This window comes from Cobetia sp. Dlab-2-AX (assembly GCF_024124625.1).
Classification (GTDB): Bacteria; Pseudomonadota; Gammaproteobacteria; order Pseudomonadales; family Halomonadaceae; genus Cobetia.
In genome coordinates, this window is sequence record NZ_JAMXRV010000013.1 from 42346 (window position 1) to 60931 (window position 18586).

Below are 18586 nucleotides of genomic sequence, written 5' to 3' on the forward strand. Positions count from 1 at the left end.
GACAAGAGGCGAGGTCGGTTGGATGAAAGCGGCTGTCCGCACCATATAAACGTCACGCGCCGGTTTAGACCTTGGTGTCAGGCCTTGGGTCTTGGGACCGGGTTCGGTGTCAGCGACCGGAGTCAGCGTTCGGTGTCATCAGGAGAAGGGCAGGCATCGCCCTGCTCGACCTTGATCAGCGCGTCGGTGGCGAAGCCCAGCTCGGCGGCCTGATCGACCAGCGCCTGATAGGTGTCGTCATCCAGCTGTGGCTTACGTGCCAGTATCCACAGGTAGTCGCGATCGGCACCGGCCACCAGCGACCACTGATAGTCCTCATCCAGCGCCAGCACGTTGTAGCCGCCATAGAAGGGGCCGAAGAAGCTGACCTTGAGGGCCGCCGTCTCGCTGCCCTGAGTGAAGTAGGCGCGACCTTCGGCCTGACTCCATTGCCCTTGCTCAGCGTTGTAGCCGCGATTGATGACGCGCACGCCGCCGTCCTCGCGGGGCGAGTAATCAGCGCTGACGCAGCTCAAGCCCTCCTCGAAGCCATTGGGCAGGCGGGCGATCTCGCGCCATTCACCGTAGTAACGTTCGAGCTCGAAACCCTCGACGGGCTGGGTGCCAGAGGGGACTCCGGCGCAGCCGCCGAGAAGGCCGAGACCGATGAGAGAGAAGGCAAGATGCGGCAGGCGTGTCATTGGCAGGCTCCATGCGCCAGGACGCCCCGTTGATGAGTCGTGGGGCGTCCTGGCGTGATGCGGGTCATGAGAAAAGGACGAGATGGCATCCTTGTCTCATTGGGGCGTCTGCCGCTGTCTCAAGAGGGAGGGTGCGCGGCGACATGCTTGAGGCGTCGAGCGTTGAGCGTCGAGCGTCATAGTACCAGACGCAGCGGATTGCCGGTGACGACGACGCCCCGACCGCGTTGCTTGGCCTCGTACATGGCGCTGTCGGCGCGCGCGATGACCGTTTCCGGCGTGGCGCCCGAAAAGGGGAACAGGCTGATGCCGATGCTGGCGCTGACGGCGATGATCAGCGGCTCGCCATCGACTTCCAGCGTGATGGGGCGGCTGATGGCGTCGATCAGACGTTCCGCCAGCTGCTCCGGGCCCTTGCGGCCGTTGCCCTCACGGCTGATCAGCACCAGAAACTCATCGCCCCCCAGGCGGCCGACGATATCGTTGCCGCGCAAGGTGTTGCCCAGGCGCTCGCCGGTGATGCGCAGCACCTCATCGCCGATGGCATGGCCGTGGCGGTCATTGACGGGCTTGAAGCCATCGAGGTCGATGAACAACGCGGCCTGCACGGTGCCGGGGGTCTGGATGTCGAGTATCTGGTCGAGGCGTGTCAGCAGGGCGCGCCGGTTGAGCAGCCCGGTGAGTGAGTCGCACATCGCATGGTCGCGCAGATCGTCCCGCTCACCGGTGATATGGCATTCATGCAGGAAGAGTTGTCGGCTCTGGCGCTCGCGCGAGTAGGCGCTCATGCCCGCCAGCAGATTGGCGGCCATCATGAAGAAAATCTCGTTGGCTTCCACCAGTACATGGGAGCCATGATGCATCAGCGCGCAGCTGGCGGTGCAGCCCATCCATATCAGCAGGCCGCAAGCCATGGCATAGATGAACTGCAGTCCCAGCAGAGTGTAGGTCCAGAAGACCAGCAGCAACAGAGTGACGAAATAGACCGGGAAATCACCATGCTCGTCGGCGTGGCTGTCTTCTGGATGTTCTCCGGCATGGTCGTCCACCAGGTGCCCACCAGCGTGGCTGTCTCCCGGAAATTCTCCAGCATGACCACTCACCAGGTGCTCACCGGCATGGCCATCTCCCAGATGGAACATCGCCAGCGTCCCCAGCGCTGCTACCAGTGAGGCGAGGCACAGGATGCCGTTGACGTGGTGTCTGAAGCGCGGGAGGCGTGACAGCAGAAACAGGCTCAGCACGCTGACCAGAATACCGGCGCGTAGCAGCAGAAAGGGCTCGTAGTGCTCGTCCATGCTGATCTCGATCAGCGCATAGGACGCGAACAGCAGACAGCTCAGCGGGATGGTGATCCGGCTGAGCTTGTGCGAAGTCTCGATCTGTCGACGACGATAGCGTCGTTCCAGAGTGTCATCCGCAAAGCAGAGTGTCATGGGATTCATGGGCGATACCTGAGTTGCCAGACTCTCAGGATGCCATTGCCTTGCGTGGTATGCCCTGGAGGAACCGCCGCAACCTTTGCGCGCGGTTCAACGCTATTTCAGTCATTCGACGGCATGAGGACTGTCGTGCTCACGACTGAGTGGGGTCGGCACTGGCCAGCTGACGCGCCGTGACGCGCAGCGCGGATTCCACCATGTCGTAATCCACATAGCAGCCCTGCAGGTGGCGGCGACCGGTCGTCGGGTCGAAGGACTTACGGCCGTGCATCACGCGGCGGTTGTCGAAGGCCACCATCTGGCCGGCTTCCAGCTTGAGGTGCAGACGGAAGGCCGGTTCGCGCAGAATGCTCCAATACTGGCGATAAGCGCTGTACCAGGCCTGCATCTGTTCCAGCGGCAGGCGCAGGCTGTCGCGGATCCAGTTGTTGAAGCGCACCTCGATGACCTTGTCGTTGGCATCCAGATGGATCACCGGCTCGCGCACTACCAGGTCCGTATTTTCGTCGGCAAAGCGGAAGTCCACCGGGGTCTCGGCCAGCAGCCTGAAGGCCTGCGGGTCTCGCTCGCGCAGGGCTTCGGCGACCGCCATGCCGTCTCCGAAGATGGAGTCCCCGCCTTCGGCCTCGTTGGCCAGGCAGTAGAGCATCTGGATGTCCGGCGGCTGACGCCAGTTGGGCAGGTCGGTGTGCAGTTCCAGCGCGATCGGCGTGTAGGCGGCGTTGTTGGGCGCCTGCTTGGAGAAGACCTCGAAACGGCCACCGAAGTTGGTCGCGCGGATCGGGCCGATGGTCGCGGCCACCTGGTCGATCTCGCCGCCTGCCGTCGGGCCGGCATCCAGAATCGCGAAGCCGTCGCGGCACAGCGCTTCCAGCCAGCCCAGGCGCGCCTGCCCACCGGCCATGTAGTCGGCAAAGGCGGTGACGTGAGGTTGATGGGCCTGCTGCCAAGCCTGGCTTGCGGGAACCGGCGTGGCTGGCGGCGCATCACTCGGACGACGTTGCAGCAACCAGCCGGCATCGAAGTGGCTGGTGTGGCCGTCCTGCCAGACGACGACGAGATTGCCTTGCTCGACACGCATCTGATGCACTGTCAGGGCCGCATCATCCATCAGCATGAAGGTGCGCTCGAAGGTCTGCGGGTGACGGCAGAGATCGCAGGCGCAGTGATCGCGCAGCCAGATCAGCGGCAGTTGGGTCTGCTCACCGCTGGCCCATGCCAGTGACGCCAGGGTCTCGTCGTGGTCTGCCTTCACCAGCGGCGCGCCCTCGTGATGGGGCAGGTATTCCTTCATGTCCCAATGATGGCGTTCCTGTGGCGCTTCAGTGTCTTGAGTGTCCGGGGCAGATGCGATGAGAGTCTCCATGGGTGCTGTCCTATATCGTGTATGCAGTAGCAGGTGAGTCAACACGTGTTGCGTGCTGGGTCGTATGGCTGAGCTGTGACGCTGAGCCGTGACCCGAGAATGAGACCATTGTCCCCCTCGTCATCACGGCTGGCCAACGCGAAATATGACGGCCATGACTTAGCTGAGCTAATGTGTGCGATTGACCTTCATGCTCTGATGCGAGATAGCCATGCACGAACCTTCCCCCACGACGCCGAATGCCTTGCCGCGCCCCCTGCCGCCGCTGGCCTGGTTGCAGGCCTTCGAAGCCGCTGCGCGCCTGATGAGCTTCACGCGTGCCGCCGAGGAGCTGAGTGTCACCCAGTCGGCCATTAGCCAGCGGATTCGCCAGCTGGAGGACCGCCTTGGCCAGCCATTGTTCGTGCGGCATGCCCGCAGCCTCAATCTGACGCCGGCCGGTCAGGCCTGGCTGCCGGCGCTGCAGGATGGCTTCCAGCGCCTGCAGGAGGGCACGCTGGAAGTCTTCGGCCCCTCGCGCGCCGCGCCGGTCAGCCTGCGTGCGACCCCGATGAGCCAGCAGGCCTGGCTGTTGCCACGGCTGGCGAACTTCCACCGTGATCAGCCCGAGATCGCGTTGCGTCTGGTCAGTGCCTTCTGGCAGAGCGACTTCGATGGCGAGCAGGTGGATATCGAGCTGCGCTACGGTCAGGGCGACTGGCCGCAGGTGGAGGCGATCCAGGTCGGGGCAGAGCAGGAGAGAATGACCGTCGTGGCGAGTCCGGCGCTGAGCGCGCAGCTGACCACGGCAGCGGACCTGGCCGGCATGACGCTGCTGCATGCCGCAGGTTTCGCGGTGGGCTGGCGGCGCTGGCTGGTGGCGGCAGATCAACTGGGGCTGGAGAAGACGACCTCCACCATCAGCTGTGACACCCAAGTGATGACGCTGGAAATGGCGCGTCTCGGCATGGGGGTGGCGCTGGTGCATGAAGGCCATTTCCGGCAATGGGTGGCGTCCGGGAATGGCGGGCTGGAGCAGGTCTTCGCGCTGACGATCCCCGCCGAGCAGAACTTCTGGCTGGTGCGCTCCAATCAACGCCCGATGCGGCCCACCGCGCAGCGTGTCTGGGATTATCTGCTGGCGGAGCCAAAGTGAGCGATGCAGAGGGTGCTTCTGTGTCCCCTGTTGATCGGTGTTCCGTGCCTGCAGGTACGCTTTGAACGATATACCGTTATCTTGAGGTGGTGTCCGCCACGGTAAGCGGCCGCTATCTCTTCTCTCACTCTTTCCTCGGCTGGCTGGCGCCTTGTCTGCCTGGTGCCTCGTCTGTCTGGCGTAGTCAGTCGGAAGGCGACGGGCAGCGCGCCAATGGCGACTGTTGGAAGAAGCGCTCCAGCAGGGCATACAGCGCCGGATAGGCCGCATCGAGCTCATCCGGAGCAGTAAAGAAATACTCGCAGCAGACGGCGAAGCACTCGGCGGGGTGGCTGGCGGCGTAGTCATCGATGGGCGTCGGCTCACCGCGTGACAGGCGCGCGCTCAGGTCATCCCACACGGCAGTGAAGGTGGCGTGCCACTCCGCCGCGCTGATATGGCGCGGCAGGGGCGGAAAGCCATCGGCATCGGTGGCGTTGGCCATGTCGAGCTTGTGGGCGAATTCATGGATCACCACATTGAAGCCGCTCCAGTCACCGCTGGCGGCCAGGTCCTGTTGGGTGACCACCACCGGCCCCTGATACCAGGTCTCGCCGGCGCGGGTGTCCTCGAAGACATGCACCACACCGGCGTCATCCATCTCTTCCACCTCACGGCGGATGGCCTGCAGCGGCAGCATGATCTCGTGCACGCGAGCGCCGGCGTCCTGCCAGCGCTCGGCATGCGCCCAGCCGTTGAGCAGCAGCATCGCCTGGGCAGCCAGCGCCAGCGCCTCGACCTGTGAGAGCGGCTCGGCGCTGGTCAGCTTCCAGTCGCTCAGCTGATGGCGGGCGCGCCGCTCAAGACGCGCCAGTGCCTCGGCGTCGAGTCCATCGAGGATCGGCAGGCGCTCGCGGACTGCCTGCCACGCCTCATCCGGCGCTGTCTCGCCAGCGTGGGAAGCGGCCGAGGCAATGCAGGCGTCGGGGGCTGACGTATCACGGCCATGACGACGGGAGCGCTGCCACAGCCGTTGCCACCAGTGCGTCATCGCTTCATTCCTGACGGCTGCCGGACTTCCACGACCAGTCACGCAGACGCAGTTCGAAGAGGTCCTTGCGGCGGTCCTTCAGGTTGGTCACCGAGCCTTCGCTGCGCACTACCTTGAGACGCTCCAGATCGAGATCCGAGAACATGATCATCTCGGTGTTCGGCGTGGTCTCGGCCATCACCGCGTCATGCGGGAAGGAGAAGTCCGACGGCGAGAACACCGCTGACTGGGCGTACTGGATGTCGAGGCTTTCGATGGACGGCAGGTTGCCGACGCTGCCGCAGACCACCACGTAGCATTCGTTCTCGATGGCACGCGCCTGGGCACAGTTGCGCACGCGCAGGTAGCTGTTCTTGGTGTCGGTCCAGAACGGCACCATCAGGATGTCCATGTCCTGATCGGCCAGCAGACGCGACAGTTCCGGGAACTCCACGTCGTAGCAGATCAGCATGCCGATGCGTCCGGCGTCGGTCTCGAACACGGCCAGCTCGTCACCGCCCTTGATGATCCAGTCGCGGCGCTCCTGCGGCGTGATGTGCAGCTTGGCCTGACGGTCGATCTCGCCATCGCGGTGACACAGGTAGGTGACGTTGTAGAGCTCGTTGTCGTCACCGATCTCGACCATGGAACCGGCCACGATGTTGATGTTGTAGGCCACCGCCATGCGCGAGATTTCCTGCTTGAAGCGCTCGGTGAAGCCGGCGAGGTAGCGGATGCAGCGCACCGGGTCGCTCTGGTCTTCCAGAAGGCCGATCAACGGCGTGTTGAACAGTTCCGGGAAGACGGCGAAGTCGCTCTGGTAATCCGACAGGGCATCGACGTAGTACTCGACCTGTTGCAGCACGGATTCGACACTGTCGAACTTGCGCATCTGCCACTGCACGGCGCCGACGCGAATCATCGTCTTGCGGCTTTCCAGCACGCGCTCGACGGGCTCGAACAGGATATTGCTCCACTCCAGCAGGGTGGCGTAGCCCTGGGAATCCTCATCTTCGGGCAGGTACTGGCGCAAAAGGCGCTTGACCAGAAAGCCGTTGGCCAGCTGGAACGACAGGATGGGGTCATGGATCTCGCGACGCTCCACCTTGTCGATGTACTCGGAGGGCGAGAGCTCGGCGGCATATTCGTGGTACTGGGGAATGCGTCCGCCGGCCAGAATCGAGCGCAGATTCATCGAGCGGCACAGGTCCTTGCGCGCCTCGTACAGGCGGCGACCGAGGCGATAGCCGCGGTAGTCGACGTCGATCAGCACATCCAGACCGTAAAGCGCATCGCCATCCTCCTTGTTGAGGATGATCTCGCGCTGGCCGATCAGGTCGTCGTACTTGTGCGGGTTGGAGAAGGCGTCGTAATCCACCAGTGCCGTCAGAGCGACACCGACCAGCTTGTCGCCATCCTCGATCACGATCTGGCCATCGGGGAATTCGGCGATCAGACGGTTGATGGTGTGCTCAGGCCAGGCGCCACCGATGTCGTCATAGATGCCGTCCATCAGGCGCTTGAGCTGGGGGTAGTCTGATTCCTGCAGGTTGCGCAGGTTCAGGTGCAGGTCTTCGACGGACATCGAGACTCCTTGGAAAAATGAAAAGAGGGGATCAGGGCAGGAAGTGGCTGGCGCGAAAGCGATGGGCCCCATTATTCGCGCTGTCGAGGCCGGGTGTCATCAATATCCTTTGGTCAATGTCCGGCCCTGGTCACGTAACCCTCATCAATGGGTCCAACCTCGCGTCACTGCAAGGGTGAGCGAGGCTCCGCACCTTGAGTGGCGCTTGGCGTGATGTTGAACGAATGCTCATTTTTCTTGCATTGGCGCGACACAACGTCCAAAACATTGCCAGAGGCAGGACGCGCAGCGAAGTCATGCCGTTCACATCAAGCCTCAATGACACCAGGCCTCAATGACCCCAGGCCTCAATGACACCCAAGGAGATCCGCATGACCCCAGTCCTCTATGAATTGCGTGGCCGTGATGACCGCCTGCGTTTCTCGCCGTTCTGCTGGCGCGCGCGTCTGGCACTCGCCCACAAGGGTATCGAGGCAGAACTCGTGCCGATGCTGTTCACCGACAAGAGCCCGATCGACTTCTGTGATTCCACCACGGTGCCGGTGCTAAAGGATGCGCATGGTGTGGCGATGGACAGCTATGACATCTTCAAGCATCTGGACGCGCATTATCCGAATGCCGGCAATGGCCCGCTGATCGGTGATGCCCAGGCGCAGGCACGCCTGAATTTCGTCAAGGTGTATGCCGAGCAGGTCATGGCGGTCGGTTTCTTCCGCCTGGTGGCGCTGGATCTGCTGGCGGCGATTCACCCGGATGACCGCGAGTACTTCCGGAGCGCGCGTGAAGCCCGCTTCGGCATGTCGTTCGAGGAATTCCATAACGTCGAGATTGCCCGTGGCATTCTCGACAGCGCCTTCAAGCCACTGCGTGGCCTGCTTGCCAATCAGCCCTTCATGGATGGCGATGCCCCGGCGGCGGCGGATTACCTGGTCTTCGGCTTCTTCATCTGGGCGCACATCGTCTCTGACACCTCGCCCTTCGGTGAGACGGAAGACGCGGGCGACCCGCTGGTGCAGTGGCGCGAGCGCATGATGGACCTGCACGACGGCATGGCGCGCAAGGCGCCACGTGCCAGCGAGATTGCGCAGTAATATCGCATCGCAGATGAACTTTCTCATGGCCCGAACGCTGGTGGGCGTTCGGGCCATGTCGTGTTGTTCCAGACAAGGAGCCCATGATGATCGATCTGTATTACTGGACCACGCCCAACGGCCACAAGATCACGATCTTTCTGGAGGAAGCCGGACTCGAGTATCGCCTCATTCCGGTGAACATCAGCAAGGGCGAGCAGTTCGCGCCGGAGTTTCTGGCCATCTCGCCCAACAATCGCATGCCGGCGATCGTCGACCATGCGCCAGCCGATGGCGGTGAGCCGATCTCGGTGTTCGAGTCCGGCGCGATTCTGGAGTACCTGGCTGACAAGACTGGCAAGTTCCTGCCGCGCGAGACGCGTGCGCGCAATGACGTGCTGCAGTGGCTGCATTGGCAGATGGGTGGCCTTGGGCCGATGCTGGGTCAGGTGCATCACTTCACGCACTACGCGCCAGAGCCGGTGAAGTACGCCATCGAGCGCTATCACAGGGAAGGCGAGCGTCTGTATGGCGTGCTGGAGCGCCAGCTTGCGGAGCGTGATTTCGTGGCGGGGGATGAGTTGAGTATCGCCGACATGGCCATCTGGCCATGGCTGAAGGCCGAGAAGCAGGAGATCGATCTGACGCGCTTCCCGGCGGTCGCCGCCTATCGTGCCCGCATCGCCGAGCGTGATGGCGTCAAGCGGGCAATGGCACGTATCGATGACATCAACCCGGCCGCCAATGTGGCGATGGATGAGGAAGCGCGCCGTCATCTGTTCGGCCAGCAATCCTGACGGGCAGTCAGTGCTGCCGTGAAGCTGTGAAATCGTGGAGCTGAAAAACGTGAAGCAACCGCTGAACGGCCTGCAGAGTTGTCAGGCCAACAGGTCAGCGGGTCCAGTCCGTCGGCACACGACGGCGGATATGGTCGAGCAGGGCACCGAGCTTGCGCGGCGGGTGCCCGAAGGGGTAGTGCAGGCTGACCGGAATCGATGGCCCCTTCCAGTCGGGCAGGCAGGCCTCGAACTGTCCCGGGTGCGCCTTCGCCCGAGTGCGCACGTGGTAGTCCGGCAGCAGGCCGATACCGGCACCGTGCGCGATGTGGTCGGCATGCACCACCACGTTGTCGACCGTGAAGCGTGATGGGGGCAGGCTCAGGCGATACTCGCCTTCCTCGGGGTGGTTGAGCACCAGATTGGGGTGGTGGCGGTCGATCAGATTGACCCAGTCATGGGAGGTCAGCTCGCTGGGGTGCTGCGGATGGCCATGCTGGCGCAGATAGCTGGGGTGGGCATAGAGATGTTGCTGCTGTTGCCCCAGTATCTCTTCGCGCAGCCCGGTGTCCTTGGCCGGCCCTTCCCACAGCCACAGCATCACCTGGTCGTCATCGCGTGACGGCGGCAGGTGGTTGGCGGTCAGGGTCAGACGGATGCCCGGATACGCTTCGATGAAGTCGGTCAGCACACGATTGAACCAGCCACGCAGGAAGTGCGGATGCGCGCTGACGGTGATGTCACCGCTGATCTCCTCGCGCAGTTCATCCAGCGCGATCTGTGAGCGCTCACCCAGCGACAGCATCTGCTGGCAGTACTGATAGAACAGCGTGCCGGCCTCGGTGGGAATCAGGCGGTTGGCCTGGCGGTGCAGCAGTGGCTGGCCGAGCTGATGTTCGAGATGACTGATCCGACGGCTGAGCGTGGACTTGGAGATACCGAGATGCTCGGCTCCTGCGCCCAGATTGCCGTAGCGCATGATGGCATCGAAGGCACTGAGGCCCTGAAATTCGTCAAGTACTGGAGGCATGACTTGGTGGCACCCGCCGCTGTTGTCTGCCGTTGAAGCGGCAAATAGCGTGAAAGAAAGCATGAAAGCAGGAATCGCGTCGTTGCTGGGGTGTGGGCCAGCGACTCCCTGCCATTTTGGCCAGCATTGTAGCCGATCTGGTCGAGTGAATGGCATACATGTGAGTGATTCGCGTTTGCCTGTAGCCGGATGAGGCGAAAGATCCGCCAGCCGGCGCCGTCGCTGACCAGCCCGTGGCTGATGGCAGACGGGCGCTGACAGGCAGCCGGCGTGCCCCAAGCGAACCTCAAGCCGCTGGCGTTCGACAAACAGGGTTGACGGTTTCCGCGCCCCGCACGGCAATTGCGCCCACATGAGATGCACATGGCGAGCGAGCGCGGCATCATGGCGAGATCAATGTGCAGCAGGCCTCGTCGCTGCGTGTCACTGTTCAAGGACCCCTGTAGATGTCATTCGCTACCCGCTTGCGCGCCCGGGCCGCCTTGCTTGTCTCTCCGCTATGGCTTGCGTCATCAGTGCCCACTCCTTCGTCAGCGCTATCTCCTTCATCAGCGCTATCTCCTTCATCAGCGCTGTTGAGGGGCGCCAGGCTGGCGGCCCCGTTGATGCTGGCACTGCTGACCGCGCCAGTTCAGGCAGACGAGCGCCCCCAGATCCGTGTCATGGCTGCCGCCTCGCTGCATGATGCGCTGGATGCCATCGAGGCGCGCTACGAGCGTCTCGCCGAAGTGGATATCCAGCCGGTCTACGCCTCGTCCTCGACCTTGGCGCGTCAGCTGGCCAATGGGGCTCCAGCGCAGCTGTACCTGTCGGCCAATGAGCGCTGGATGGACTGGCTGGAGCAGCAGGCCGGCATTGTCGTCACCGGCCGTCACGACCTGCTGGGCAACCGTCTCGCGCTGGTCGCGCCTGGCCCCAGCCAGCTGGACGCCAGTGTCAGCAATGCCGAGGACGTCACCGATGTGGCCGAGCGCCTCGCCGCCACCGGCAGCAACACGCGCCTGGCCGTCGGCGATCCCGACCACGTGCCGGCGGGCATCTATGCGCGTCAGTCGCTTCAAACGCTGGGGCAATGGCAGACGCTGCGCTCGCGTCTGGCCAGCGCCGAGGACGTGCGCGCCGCGCTGGCGCTGGTCGAGCATGGCGAGGCCCCGCTGGGGATCGTCTATGCCACCGACGCCGCCATCAGTCATCGGGTGCATCAGATCGGCCTGCTGCCGGACAGCAGCCATGACCCCATCCGCTATCCTGCCGCCTTGATCAGTCGTGGCGGTGATGCGCCGTCGTCACAGGCCGAGGCCTTCTCGGCCTGGCTTGCCAGCAACGAGGCCGGTGCCATCTTCCATCGCTTCGGCTTCAGTACGCTCGCCCAGCAGGCTCCTGCTGCGCAGCCAGAGGCCGACTAGCCGCTGGCTCAGCCTCGAGGTGCCTTGCGTCATACGCTGGCATGTCATCGACAAGATGAGGCCGCTACACTGGAAGCCTGCTGTCACATCGGCGTGAGCAAGGAGGCAGAGCTGTCTGCCGGCTCTTGGCGTCACGTCGTGTGCGAGAACCTGTCTTCGTCTGAGGAAGATCCATGCTGAGTGCGCTGGAATGGGAAGCCCTGAGCCTGAGCCTCAAGGTGGCTTGCGTCGCGGTCGGCCTGAGCCTGATTCCCGGTTTTGCGGCGGCCTGGTGGCTGGCGCGACGTGAGTTTCGTGGCAAGGCGCTGGTCGATGGTCTGCTGCATCTGCCACTGGTGTTGCCGCCCGTGGTGGTCGGTTACCTGTTGCTGGTCACCTTCGGGCGCAATGGTGTCATCGGCCAGTGGCTGGCCAAGGTCGATATCGTGCTGCCCTTCACCTGGCAGGGCGCGGCGCTGGCGGCGGCGGTGATGGCCTTTCCGCTGATGGTGCGCGCGATGCGCCTGTCGCTGGAGGCCATCGACCCGGGGCTGGAGGCCGCGGCCCGCACCCTGGGGGCCAATCCGCTGCGGGTACTGTTCACGGTGACCATGCCGCTGGCGCTGCCGGGCATTCTCACCGGTGGCATGCTGGCCTTCGCGCGTGCGCTGTCGGAGTTCGGTGCCACCATCACCTTCGCCGCCAATATCCCCGGTGAGACCCGCACGCTGCCGTTGGCGCTCTATACCCTGATCCAGACCCCGGGCCAGGAAGGCGCCGCGGCCAGGCTGTGCGCCATCGCCGTCGTCATCGCGATGCTGTCGCTGCTGGCCTCCGAGTGGCTGGCACGTCGCGCGCGACTGCGCATGGAGGGGCGTGATGCTTGATTTCCACCTCCATCGTCAGCAGGGCGCCTTCACGCTGGATGCCACGCTCAAGGTGCCGGCGCGCGGCGTCACGGCGCTCTTCGGGCGCTCCGGCAGCGGCAAGACCACCATCCTGCGCCTGATCGCAGGCCTCGAACGCCCCGACCATGGCCATCTGCGCCTGGATGGCGAGTGCCTGACGGGCGGCGAGAGCGATATCTTCGTGCCGGCGCATCGCCGCAGGCTCGGCGTCGTCTTCCAGGAGCCGCGCCTGTTTCCGCACTACAGCGTGCGCGGCAACCTTCGCTACGGCATGCCGCGCGCCCTGACGCCCGCTCAGCGCCAACAGAATCAGTCACGTCTGCATGAGATGGTGACGCTGCTGGGCATCGAGGACCTGCTGTCGCGCATGCCTGGCCAGCTCTCCGGTGGCGAGGCGCGGCGTGTCGCGATCGGCCGCGCCCTGCTGTCACGCCCGCGCATGCTGTTGCTGGATGAGCCGTTGACCGGCCTCGACGGCGCTCGCAAGCAGGAGCTGTTGCACTACATCGCGCGGCTGGCCCGCGAGATCGAGATCCCGATCCTGTTCGTCAGTCATGACACCCGCGAGCTGTTCGCGGTCGCCGACCGCCTGGCGCTGGTGGACAACGGCCGCATCACCGCCAGCGGCGAGATCGGTGACATGCTGTCACGGCTGGACCTGGCACCGCAGACCGGCCGCTTCGAAGCGGGCTCGCTGCTGACCGCCGAGGTGCTGTCGCACGATGATGACTGGCAGCTGACGCGTCTGGGGCTGGGCGCCGGGTTGAGCCTCAAGCTGGCGCGGCTGGCGATGCCGGTGGGGCGTCGTGTGCGACTGCGGCTGCGGGCGCGTGACATCAGCATCGCACTGGAGACGCCGACTCACACCAGCCTGCGCAATGCCTTGCCGGCCGTGATCCACGAGATCGAGAGCGAGCGCGGCCACGCCAGCGCCGAGCTGGTACTGGGCATCGCCGGTCAGCGGGTGAGGGCGCGAGTCGACCGCCTGGTGTGTCAGGAGCTGGGCCTCAAGGTCGGGCTGGGCGTCAAGGCGCTGATCTCCAGCGTGGCGCTCTCGGGCCCCGACGTGATCAGTCTGGACGCCATGGATGACGATATTCCCGTGATGGATGCGGCACAGACACATGCGGCACAGGCAAATGCGACGCAGAATGACGCAGGCTCCACTTCGTCTGCGAGCTGATGCCGCTCGGTTGCACCCTACGCTGACTTGTCAAATTGATGGATTCTGGAAAGGAACTTCTCATGAAGTTGACCCACCTGTGGCGCTATCCCCTCAAGTCCGGCGCCGCTGAAGCGCTGGAGGCAGTGACGCTTGGCGAGGAAGGTCTCACGCAGGACCGCCGCTTCGTGGTGGTCGCGGCGCGGGGCAAGTTCGTCACCGCGCGCACGCATCCCGAGATGCAGCGTCTGGCCTTGCGCGAAGACGCCAGCGGCCAGTGGCGACTGTGGCATCTGGACCACCCCGAATGCGGCAGCGTCAGCTTTGCCACCGATGACCAGGCCGAGCGTCTCGATATCCAGGTCTGGGCCGATCGGTTCACTGCCTTGAGCGTGAGCTTTGAGGCTGATGCCTGGCTGAGCGAGCAGATCGGCATGCCGGTCAGGCTCTGCTGGCTGGGCGAGCGCTCGCAGCGCTATCGCGAGATCATCGCGCAGCGCGTCAGCGCCGCCGACGGCTTCCCGCTGCTGCTGGCCAACGAGGCTTCGCTGGAAGCGCTGAATCGTGAGACGCCGACGGCGGATCATGGCATGGATCAATTCCGGCCCAATCTGGTGATCAGTGGTGCCGAGGCATGGGCCGAGGATGGTTGGCAGGAAGTGCGCATCGGCGAGGCACGCTTCACGCTGGTGTCCTCCTGCACCCGCTGTGCGATGGTCAATGTCGACCCGGCGACGGGCGACAAGCGTGGTGACGGTGAGCCGCTCAAGACGCTGGCGCGGGTGCGTCGCTTCGCGGATGGCCAGGTGCACTTCGGCTACAACCTCGTCGCACTCGATCCCTCGTGCAAGTCGACTCTGCGTATCGGCGATGAAGTGGAAGTCACCGCCTTCAAGTGACGTCAGTGGTCTCTTGCATGAAGGCTTGAACCCAAACGCCCGCCACCCTCGATGGCGGGCGTTTTCGTTAAGGGACTCTTGGCAAGACGGTAAGCAAGGCGGTAGGCAAGCTCAGTCCGGCGGCCCGAACAGGGCAGGTTGGCCATGTTCCTCGCGCCAGACATCCAGCGCCGCACGGTGCAGCTGGCTGTGACGCCATGCCAGCGCCTCGATATCGCGGTCATAGCCGCCGCCGATCACGCAGGCCACGGCGGCGCCCGCCGCGCGACAGCGCTGGATGACATGCCGCTCGCGCCGGTAGAGGCCACTGTCGCTCAATTCGAGATGGCCGAGCCTGTCTGCGGCATGCGGGTCGACACCGGCATCGAAGATCACCAGCTCCGGGCGTACCCGTGCCAGCACCTCCTCAAGCGTACGCTCCAGCACCGCCAGATAGTCCTCATCGCCCATGCCCCTGGGCAAGGGCACGTCCAGATCACTTTGCTGCTTGCGTGCCGGAAAGTTGCTCTCGGCATGCAGTGACAGCGTGAAGACCCGCGGCTCGTCGGCGAAGATCAACGCCGTACCGTCACCCTGATGAACATCGAGATCGACGATCAGCACTCGCGTCACGCCGTCGTCCAGCGCCTGATGCGCCGCCACGCCGATGTCGTTGAGCAGGCAATAACCGCTGGCGGCCTCCGGGTGGGCATGATGGGTGCCGCCCGCGGTGTTGCAAGCCAGCCCGCGTGTCAGCGCTTCGCGCACGGTGGTCATAGTGCCTCCCACCGCCAGCACGCTGCGCTCGCGCAGTGCCTCGCTCCATACGAAACCGCTGCGCCGCTGGGCCTGATGACTCAAGGTGCCGGTGAGGAATTCATGCACGTAGCGGCGGGTGTGTACGCTGAGCAGGTCGTCTTCCTCGGCGGGCTGAGGCGTCACCCAGTCGACGGCCGAGGCGCAGTCGGTCAGCTGGCGGTCGAGCAGACGCTTGAGCACGCTGAACTTGTCCATCGGGAAGGGGTGCTTCTCGGGCAGCGCGATCCGATAGCCGGGATGGTGAATCAGCGCCAGCGGCGGGCAGTGGGCATCAGCGACGGGGCACAAAGTGCACCTCCTGGCCGTCGGTGGTCAGCTGGCGAATGGCGATGGGGCGGCCGTCGCTGTCCAGATCGACCAGCCCGATGCCGCAGGCATTCAGCAGGCGTTCGCCGTGACTGGCCGCATCGTGACGGCGCGGCGTGACACGCATGTTGCGCCGGCGCGTCAGCAGATTGAGCGGCGAGCGCGGGGCGTATAGCCAGCGATTGAGACGATCGAGCACATCCAGCAGGCCGACAGGGAAGCGATTGCGGATGCCGCTGCTGGTGATCTGCCAGATGTTCGGGCTTGAACGGCGATGCTTGAGGCGCACATCGTAGGCGAAGGAGTAGTGCACGTCGCCGGACAGGATCACGAAGTTCTGCGGCGTGCGCGAGTGGCGGAAGATGTTGAGCATCACGCTGGCCGCCCCGCGATGCGCCATCCAGTTCTCGGCATCGACCATCAACGGCTTGCCGGCCAGCGTGAACAGCTTCTGGATGCTCTCGATCAGCTTGACGCCGAACATCGGTGCCGGGGACACCAGCACCACGGCCGGATGGCCGACCAGGCGTTGCTGGAGTTCACTCAGTGCCTCCCAGTCCATCAGCCCCGAGGGATGCGAGAGCTTGCGCTCGCTGCGCCAGCGGCGGGTGCGCGTATCGGCCACGATCAGCGGCGGCGTGGTGTCGAGCTGATAATCCCAGCTCTCGCAGCGATGCAGGTGGGCGATCAACGCCTCCTGACGCTCGACATCGAAATGGCCGTCTGCGGCCGTGTCAGTGCCAGTCAGGGCATGAGTGAACAGCGCCCGGGTCTCCTCCAGCAGCTCCGCCAGTGGCTCCGGCCCGTTGCCGGCGGCCTGACACAGCAGATAGCCGGTCAGCGCATTGCCGATGATGCGGCGCGAGAAGGGGTGGCCATAGGCGGCTTCCTCCCAGGCAGCGCTGAGGTTCCAGTCATCGGTGACATCGTGGTCATCGAAGATCATCAGGCTGGGGACATTGGCCAGCAGACGACGTACCTGACCGAGTCCGCCACAGAAGCGCCGCAGATGGCGGGCCTCGGTGGCATGGCGCTCGCGGGTGGCGTCGTCATGGCCCTCGAGCGACAAGGGATCTTCCAGCGTGATGCCCAGCGCCTCCCACGGCACGTCAGACCACACCAGCAGGTACATGGCGATGACTTCCGACAGGCCGATCAGATGGTTGTCGGCACCGGTGGAGGTGAAGATGGGCTTGCGCTTGGCACCGAAGAAGCTGGCGGCCACACCTTCGTTGGCCGCCATGTCCGGTAGCAGCTGCGGGCGATGGTAGAGGTGCGAGGGGTGCTGGCGCAGCTCGCGAGTGTCGGAGACCTCGGCCTCCATCAATGTCTCCTCCGGCAGGCCCAGCCCCGCGATCAGCTGATCGATCGCGCCCAGCATCGGCCCCGCGACATCGTCGGCGTAGATCTGATCGCCGGTGAACAGCATCACCTCCGGCCACTCGCTGACGCTCTGACGACGCTCGCTCAACCAGTGATCCAGCGCCACCAGTCCATCGCCACCCGGGCCCTTGGGCGGTGGCGTCTCAAGGTGGTCTGTCGTCGCAGCGCCTTGCGCACTCTGCTGCGCCTGTTGCTCGTCGTCACTCAAGCCGTGATGCGGCTTGCGGCAACTGCCATGTGCGACACGCGTCAGGCGTGACGGCAGGCGAAAACGCGGCAGGCTTTCACCGGGATAGCGGATCTGTGGCGCCCAGTCGGCGATGCCCTGCCATTCAGGCGTGTCTGTGGATGATGCTGCCGTTGTCGAGGATGGCTCCGCCAGGCCCAGCTCGTAGGCGATGGCGCAGTCGGCAGGCAAGGGCGTGTCGGGGTGCGCTTCGATCAACAGCAGCCAGGCGTGCTCCCCCAGCGGCATCGCCAGATGCTCAGTCAGCCGACAGCCAGGTGTCGTCGGCAGGCCATCCTCACCTCGGGTGAGAGGCGTCGCGTCCTGCTCCGGCAGCAACCACACCCGCGCCTGCTGTGGGCGAGAAGTCACCAGCCACAGCATCACGCCCTCGGCGGTGACACGACGCAATATCGGGCCTGCCAGCACGCGGGGCAGGGCAGCAGTCGGTGTGGGAGAGCCGTTGGCAGGCAGCGAGGCGGACGAAGTGGCAGACATGAAGCAGGCTCGATGGCAGGTGGAGAGGGATGGCGGTCAGCTGGCGCTTATCAAGCGATAGCGTAACAGGTGACGAACGCCAGCCATGGGTGCAGGCGTGGGCTTGCGCGTGTGAGTGGCTCCGTGCGTTGAGTGTGACAACTCGTCGTGGCGCGAGGTTCGCAGACTCGCAAAGCATGCGCGAGCTAGCGTAAAGTTGGGCCCTTGAATGCACATGGCGTTCGCACAATAGCATGGGAAACCGGCATGAATGATCCATCGGCGATGCGCCTCGTGAGTCCGTTGTCCAGACCCGTCAACCGCGGGCCCGGCTTGCGCAGCCCTGTCTGGCGCAAGGTCGCTCTGGCCGCAAGTCTGACAGCAGGCCTGGCCGCGTGCCTCTCAAGCCCTGCGGCCCTGGCCGCCGAGGCGCCGCTGGCGACAGGCAAGCGCCACGTGCTGGCGGCCAATGACTGCCTGCCCGCGCCCAGCGGGCCGGTGGTATTGACGGTCGAGGGCGCCGTCAGCTGTGGCAATGCCGGTTCCCGGCAGGCACCGCGGGCGCGTTTCGATCTGGCGATGCTCGAAGCCATGCCGTCGCGCGTGGTGGCCACCCATACTCCCTGGACCCAGGGGCGTGTCAGTTTCTCTGGCCCGCTGCTGCGCGAGCTGGTGGCGCGGGTGTCTGAAGATGCCAGCGGACTCAAGGTGCGGGCACTGAATGACTTCGTGGCCGAGATCCCCCTCAGCGATATCGAGGACTTCGATGTCCTGCTGGCCACGCGACGTGATGGCGAGCGCATGCCGGTGCGTGATCTCGGGCCCCTGTTCGTGCTGTATCCCTTTGATGCTCATCCGGAATTGCTCAATGAGCAGGTGCGCTTTCGCAGTGTCTGGCAAGTCACCGGGCTGACGCTGGAGTGAGCGAGGGCTGGCGCCCGGCCCCCAG

Annotated in this window: 16 protein-coding genes; 8 read left to right on the top strand and 8 right to left on the bottom strand. The window is 64.5% G+C overall.

Annotated elements, in window-relative coordinates:
• Window positions 1-122: 122 nt before the first annotated feature.
• The 3 genes from NH396_RS16160 to NH396_RS16170 all read right to left on the bottom strand — a co-directional run bounded on the left by NH396_RS16160 (window position 123) and on the right by NH396_RS16170 (window position 3488).
• A complete protein-coding gene (locus NH396_RS16160; RefSeq protein ID WP_253064919.1) occupies window positions 123-680 on the bottom strand; it encodes a lipocalin family protein in 558 nt (185 codons plus the stop codon).
• A gap of 176 nt (window positions 681-856) precedes the next feature.
• Window positions 857-2125, bottom strand: coding sequence for a GGDEF domain-containing protein (locus NH396_RS16165; RefSeq protein ID WP_253064921.1), 1269 nt, complete (start codon window positions 2123-2125; stop codon window positions 857-859).
• A 130-nt stretch (window positions 2126-2255) separates the two neighbouring features.
• Window positions 2256-3488 (bottom strand): TauD/TfdA family dioxygenase, encoded by a 1233-nt coding sequence (locus NH396_RS16170; protein ID WP_253064923.1) that lies wholly within the window; start codon window positions 3486-3488, stop codon window positions 2256-2258.
• A gap of 211 nt (window positions 3489-3699) precedes the next feature.
• Here NH396_RS16170 and NH396_RS16175 point away from each other — a divergent pair, with 211 nt between their 5' ends.
• A complete protein-coding gene (locus NH396_RS16175; protein ID WP_176677823.1) occupies window positions 3700-4623 on the top strand; it encodes a LysR family transcriptional regulator in 924 nt (307 codons plus the stop codon).
• A gap of 184 nt (window positions 4624-4807) precedes the next feature.
• Here the strand turns inward: NH396_RS16175 and NH396_RS16180 are convergent, their stop codons facing one another.
• Window positions 4808-5653, bottom strand: coding sequence for a M90 family metallopeptidase (locus NH396_RS16180; RefSeq protein WP_253064925.1), 846 nt, complete (start codon window positions 5651-5653; stop codon window positions 4808-4810).
• Between the two features lie 4 nt (window positions 5654-5657).
• Window positions 5658-7217, bottom strand: coding sequence for a carbon-nitrogen hydrolase family protein (locus NH396_RS16185; protein WP_253064927.1), 1560 nt, complete (start codon window positions 7215-7217; stop codon window positions 5658-5660).
• Between the two features lie 371 nt (window positions 7218-7588).
• Between NH396_RS16185 and NH396_RS16190 the strand changes: the two genes are divergently transcribed.
• The gene (locus tag NH396_RS16190) at window positions 7589-8308 is read left to right on the top strand and encodes a glutathione S-transferase N-terminal domain-containing protein (RefSeq protein WP_176677820.1); all 720 of its coding nucleotides are present in this window, start codon (window positions 7589-7591) and stop codon (window positions 8306-8308) included.
• An 86-nt stretch (window positions 8309-8394) separates the two neighbouring features.
• Window positions 8395-9084 carry a glutathione S-transferase N-terminal domain-containing protein gene (locus tag NH396_RS16195; RefSeq protein WP_176678457.1) on the top strand — a complete coding sequence of 230 codons (690 nt, stop codon included), beginning with the start codon at window positions 8395-8397 and terminating at the stop codon, window positions 9082-9084.
• Window positions 9085-9178: 94 nt separating this feature from the next.
• On the opposite strand, the gene NH396_RS16200 is transcribed toward NH396_RS16195, so the two are convergent.
• Window positions 9179-10093: a LysR family transcriptional regulator gene (locus NH396_RS16200; RefSeq protein WP_253064928.1), complete on the bottom strand. Its 915-nt coding sequence runs from the start codon at window positions 10091-10093 to the stop codon at window positions 9179-9181.
• 605 nt (window positions 10094-10698) lie between these two features.
• Here NH396_RS16200 and modA point away from each other — a divergent pair.
• The 4 genes from modA to NH396_RS16220 all read left to right on the top strand — a co-directional run bounded on the left by modA (window position 10699) and on the right by NH396_RS16220 (window position 14447).
• Window positions 10699-11499, top strand: a complete 801-nt coding sequence (gene modA / locus NH396_RS16205; RefSeq protein WP_253064929.1) for a molybdate ABC transporter substrate-binding protein — start codon at window positions 10699-10701, stop codon at window positions 11497-11499.
• A gap of 173 nt (window positions 11500-11672) precedes the next feature.
• On the top strand, window positions 11673-12365 hold the full coding sequence (gene modB / locus NH396_RS16210) for a molybdate ABC transporter permease subunit (protein ID WP_176677817.1): 693 nt from the start codon (window positions 11673-11675) through the stop codon (window positions 12363-12365).
• Complete coding sequence (modC, locus tag NH396_RS16215; protein ID WP_253064930.1) at window positions 12358-13569, top strand: molybdenum ABC transporter ATP-binding protein; 1212 nt, start codon at window positions 12358-12360, stop codon at window positions 13567-13569. Before modB ends, modC begins: the two co-directional genes overlap by 8 nt.
• A 62-nt stretch (window positions 13570-13631) precedes the next feature.
• On the top strand, window positions 13632-14447 hold the full coding sequence (locus NH396_RS16220) for an MOSC N-terminal beta barrel domain-containing protein (RefSeq protein WP_253064931.1): 816 nt from the start codon (window positions 13632-13634) through the stop codon (window positions 14445-14447).
• 111 nt (window positions 14448-14558) lie between these two features.
• On the opposite strand, the gene NH396_RS16225 is transcribed toward NH396_RS16220, so the two are convergent.
• Window positions 14559-15533 (bottom strand): histone deacetylase, encoded by a 975-nt coding sequence (locus NH396_RS16225; protein ID WP_253064932.1) that lies wholly within the window; start codon window positions 15531-15533, stop codon window positions 14559-14561.
• A complete protein-coding gene (locus NH396_RS16230; protein WP_253064933.1) occupies window positions 15517-17658 on the bottom strand; it encodes an alkaline phosphatase D family protein in 2142 nt (713 codons plus the stop codon). Before NH396_RS16230 ends, NH396_RS16225 begins: the two co-directional genes overlap by 17 nt.
• 246 nt (window positions 17659-17904) lie before the next feature.
• Between NH396_RS16230 and NH396_RS16235 the strand changes: the two genes are divergently transcribed.
• Entirely contained in the window at window positions 17905-18561 is a 657-nt protein-coding gene (locus tag NH396_RS16235; protein ID WP_253064934.1) for an oxidoreductase, read from the top strand.
• The last annotated feature ends 25 nt before the right edge of the window (window positions 18562-18586 follow it).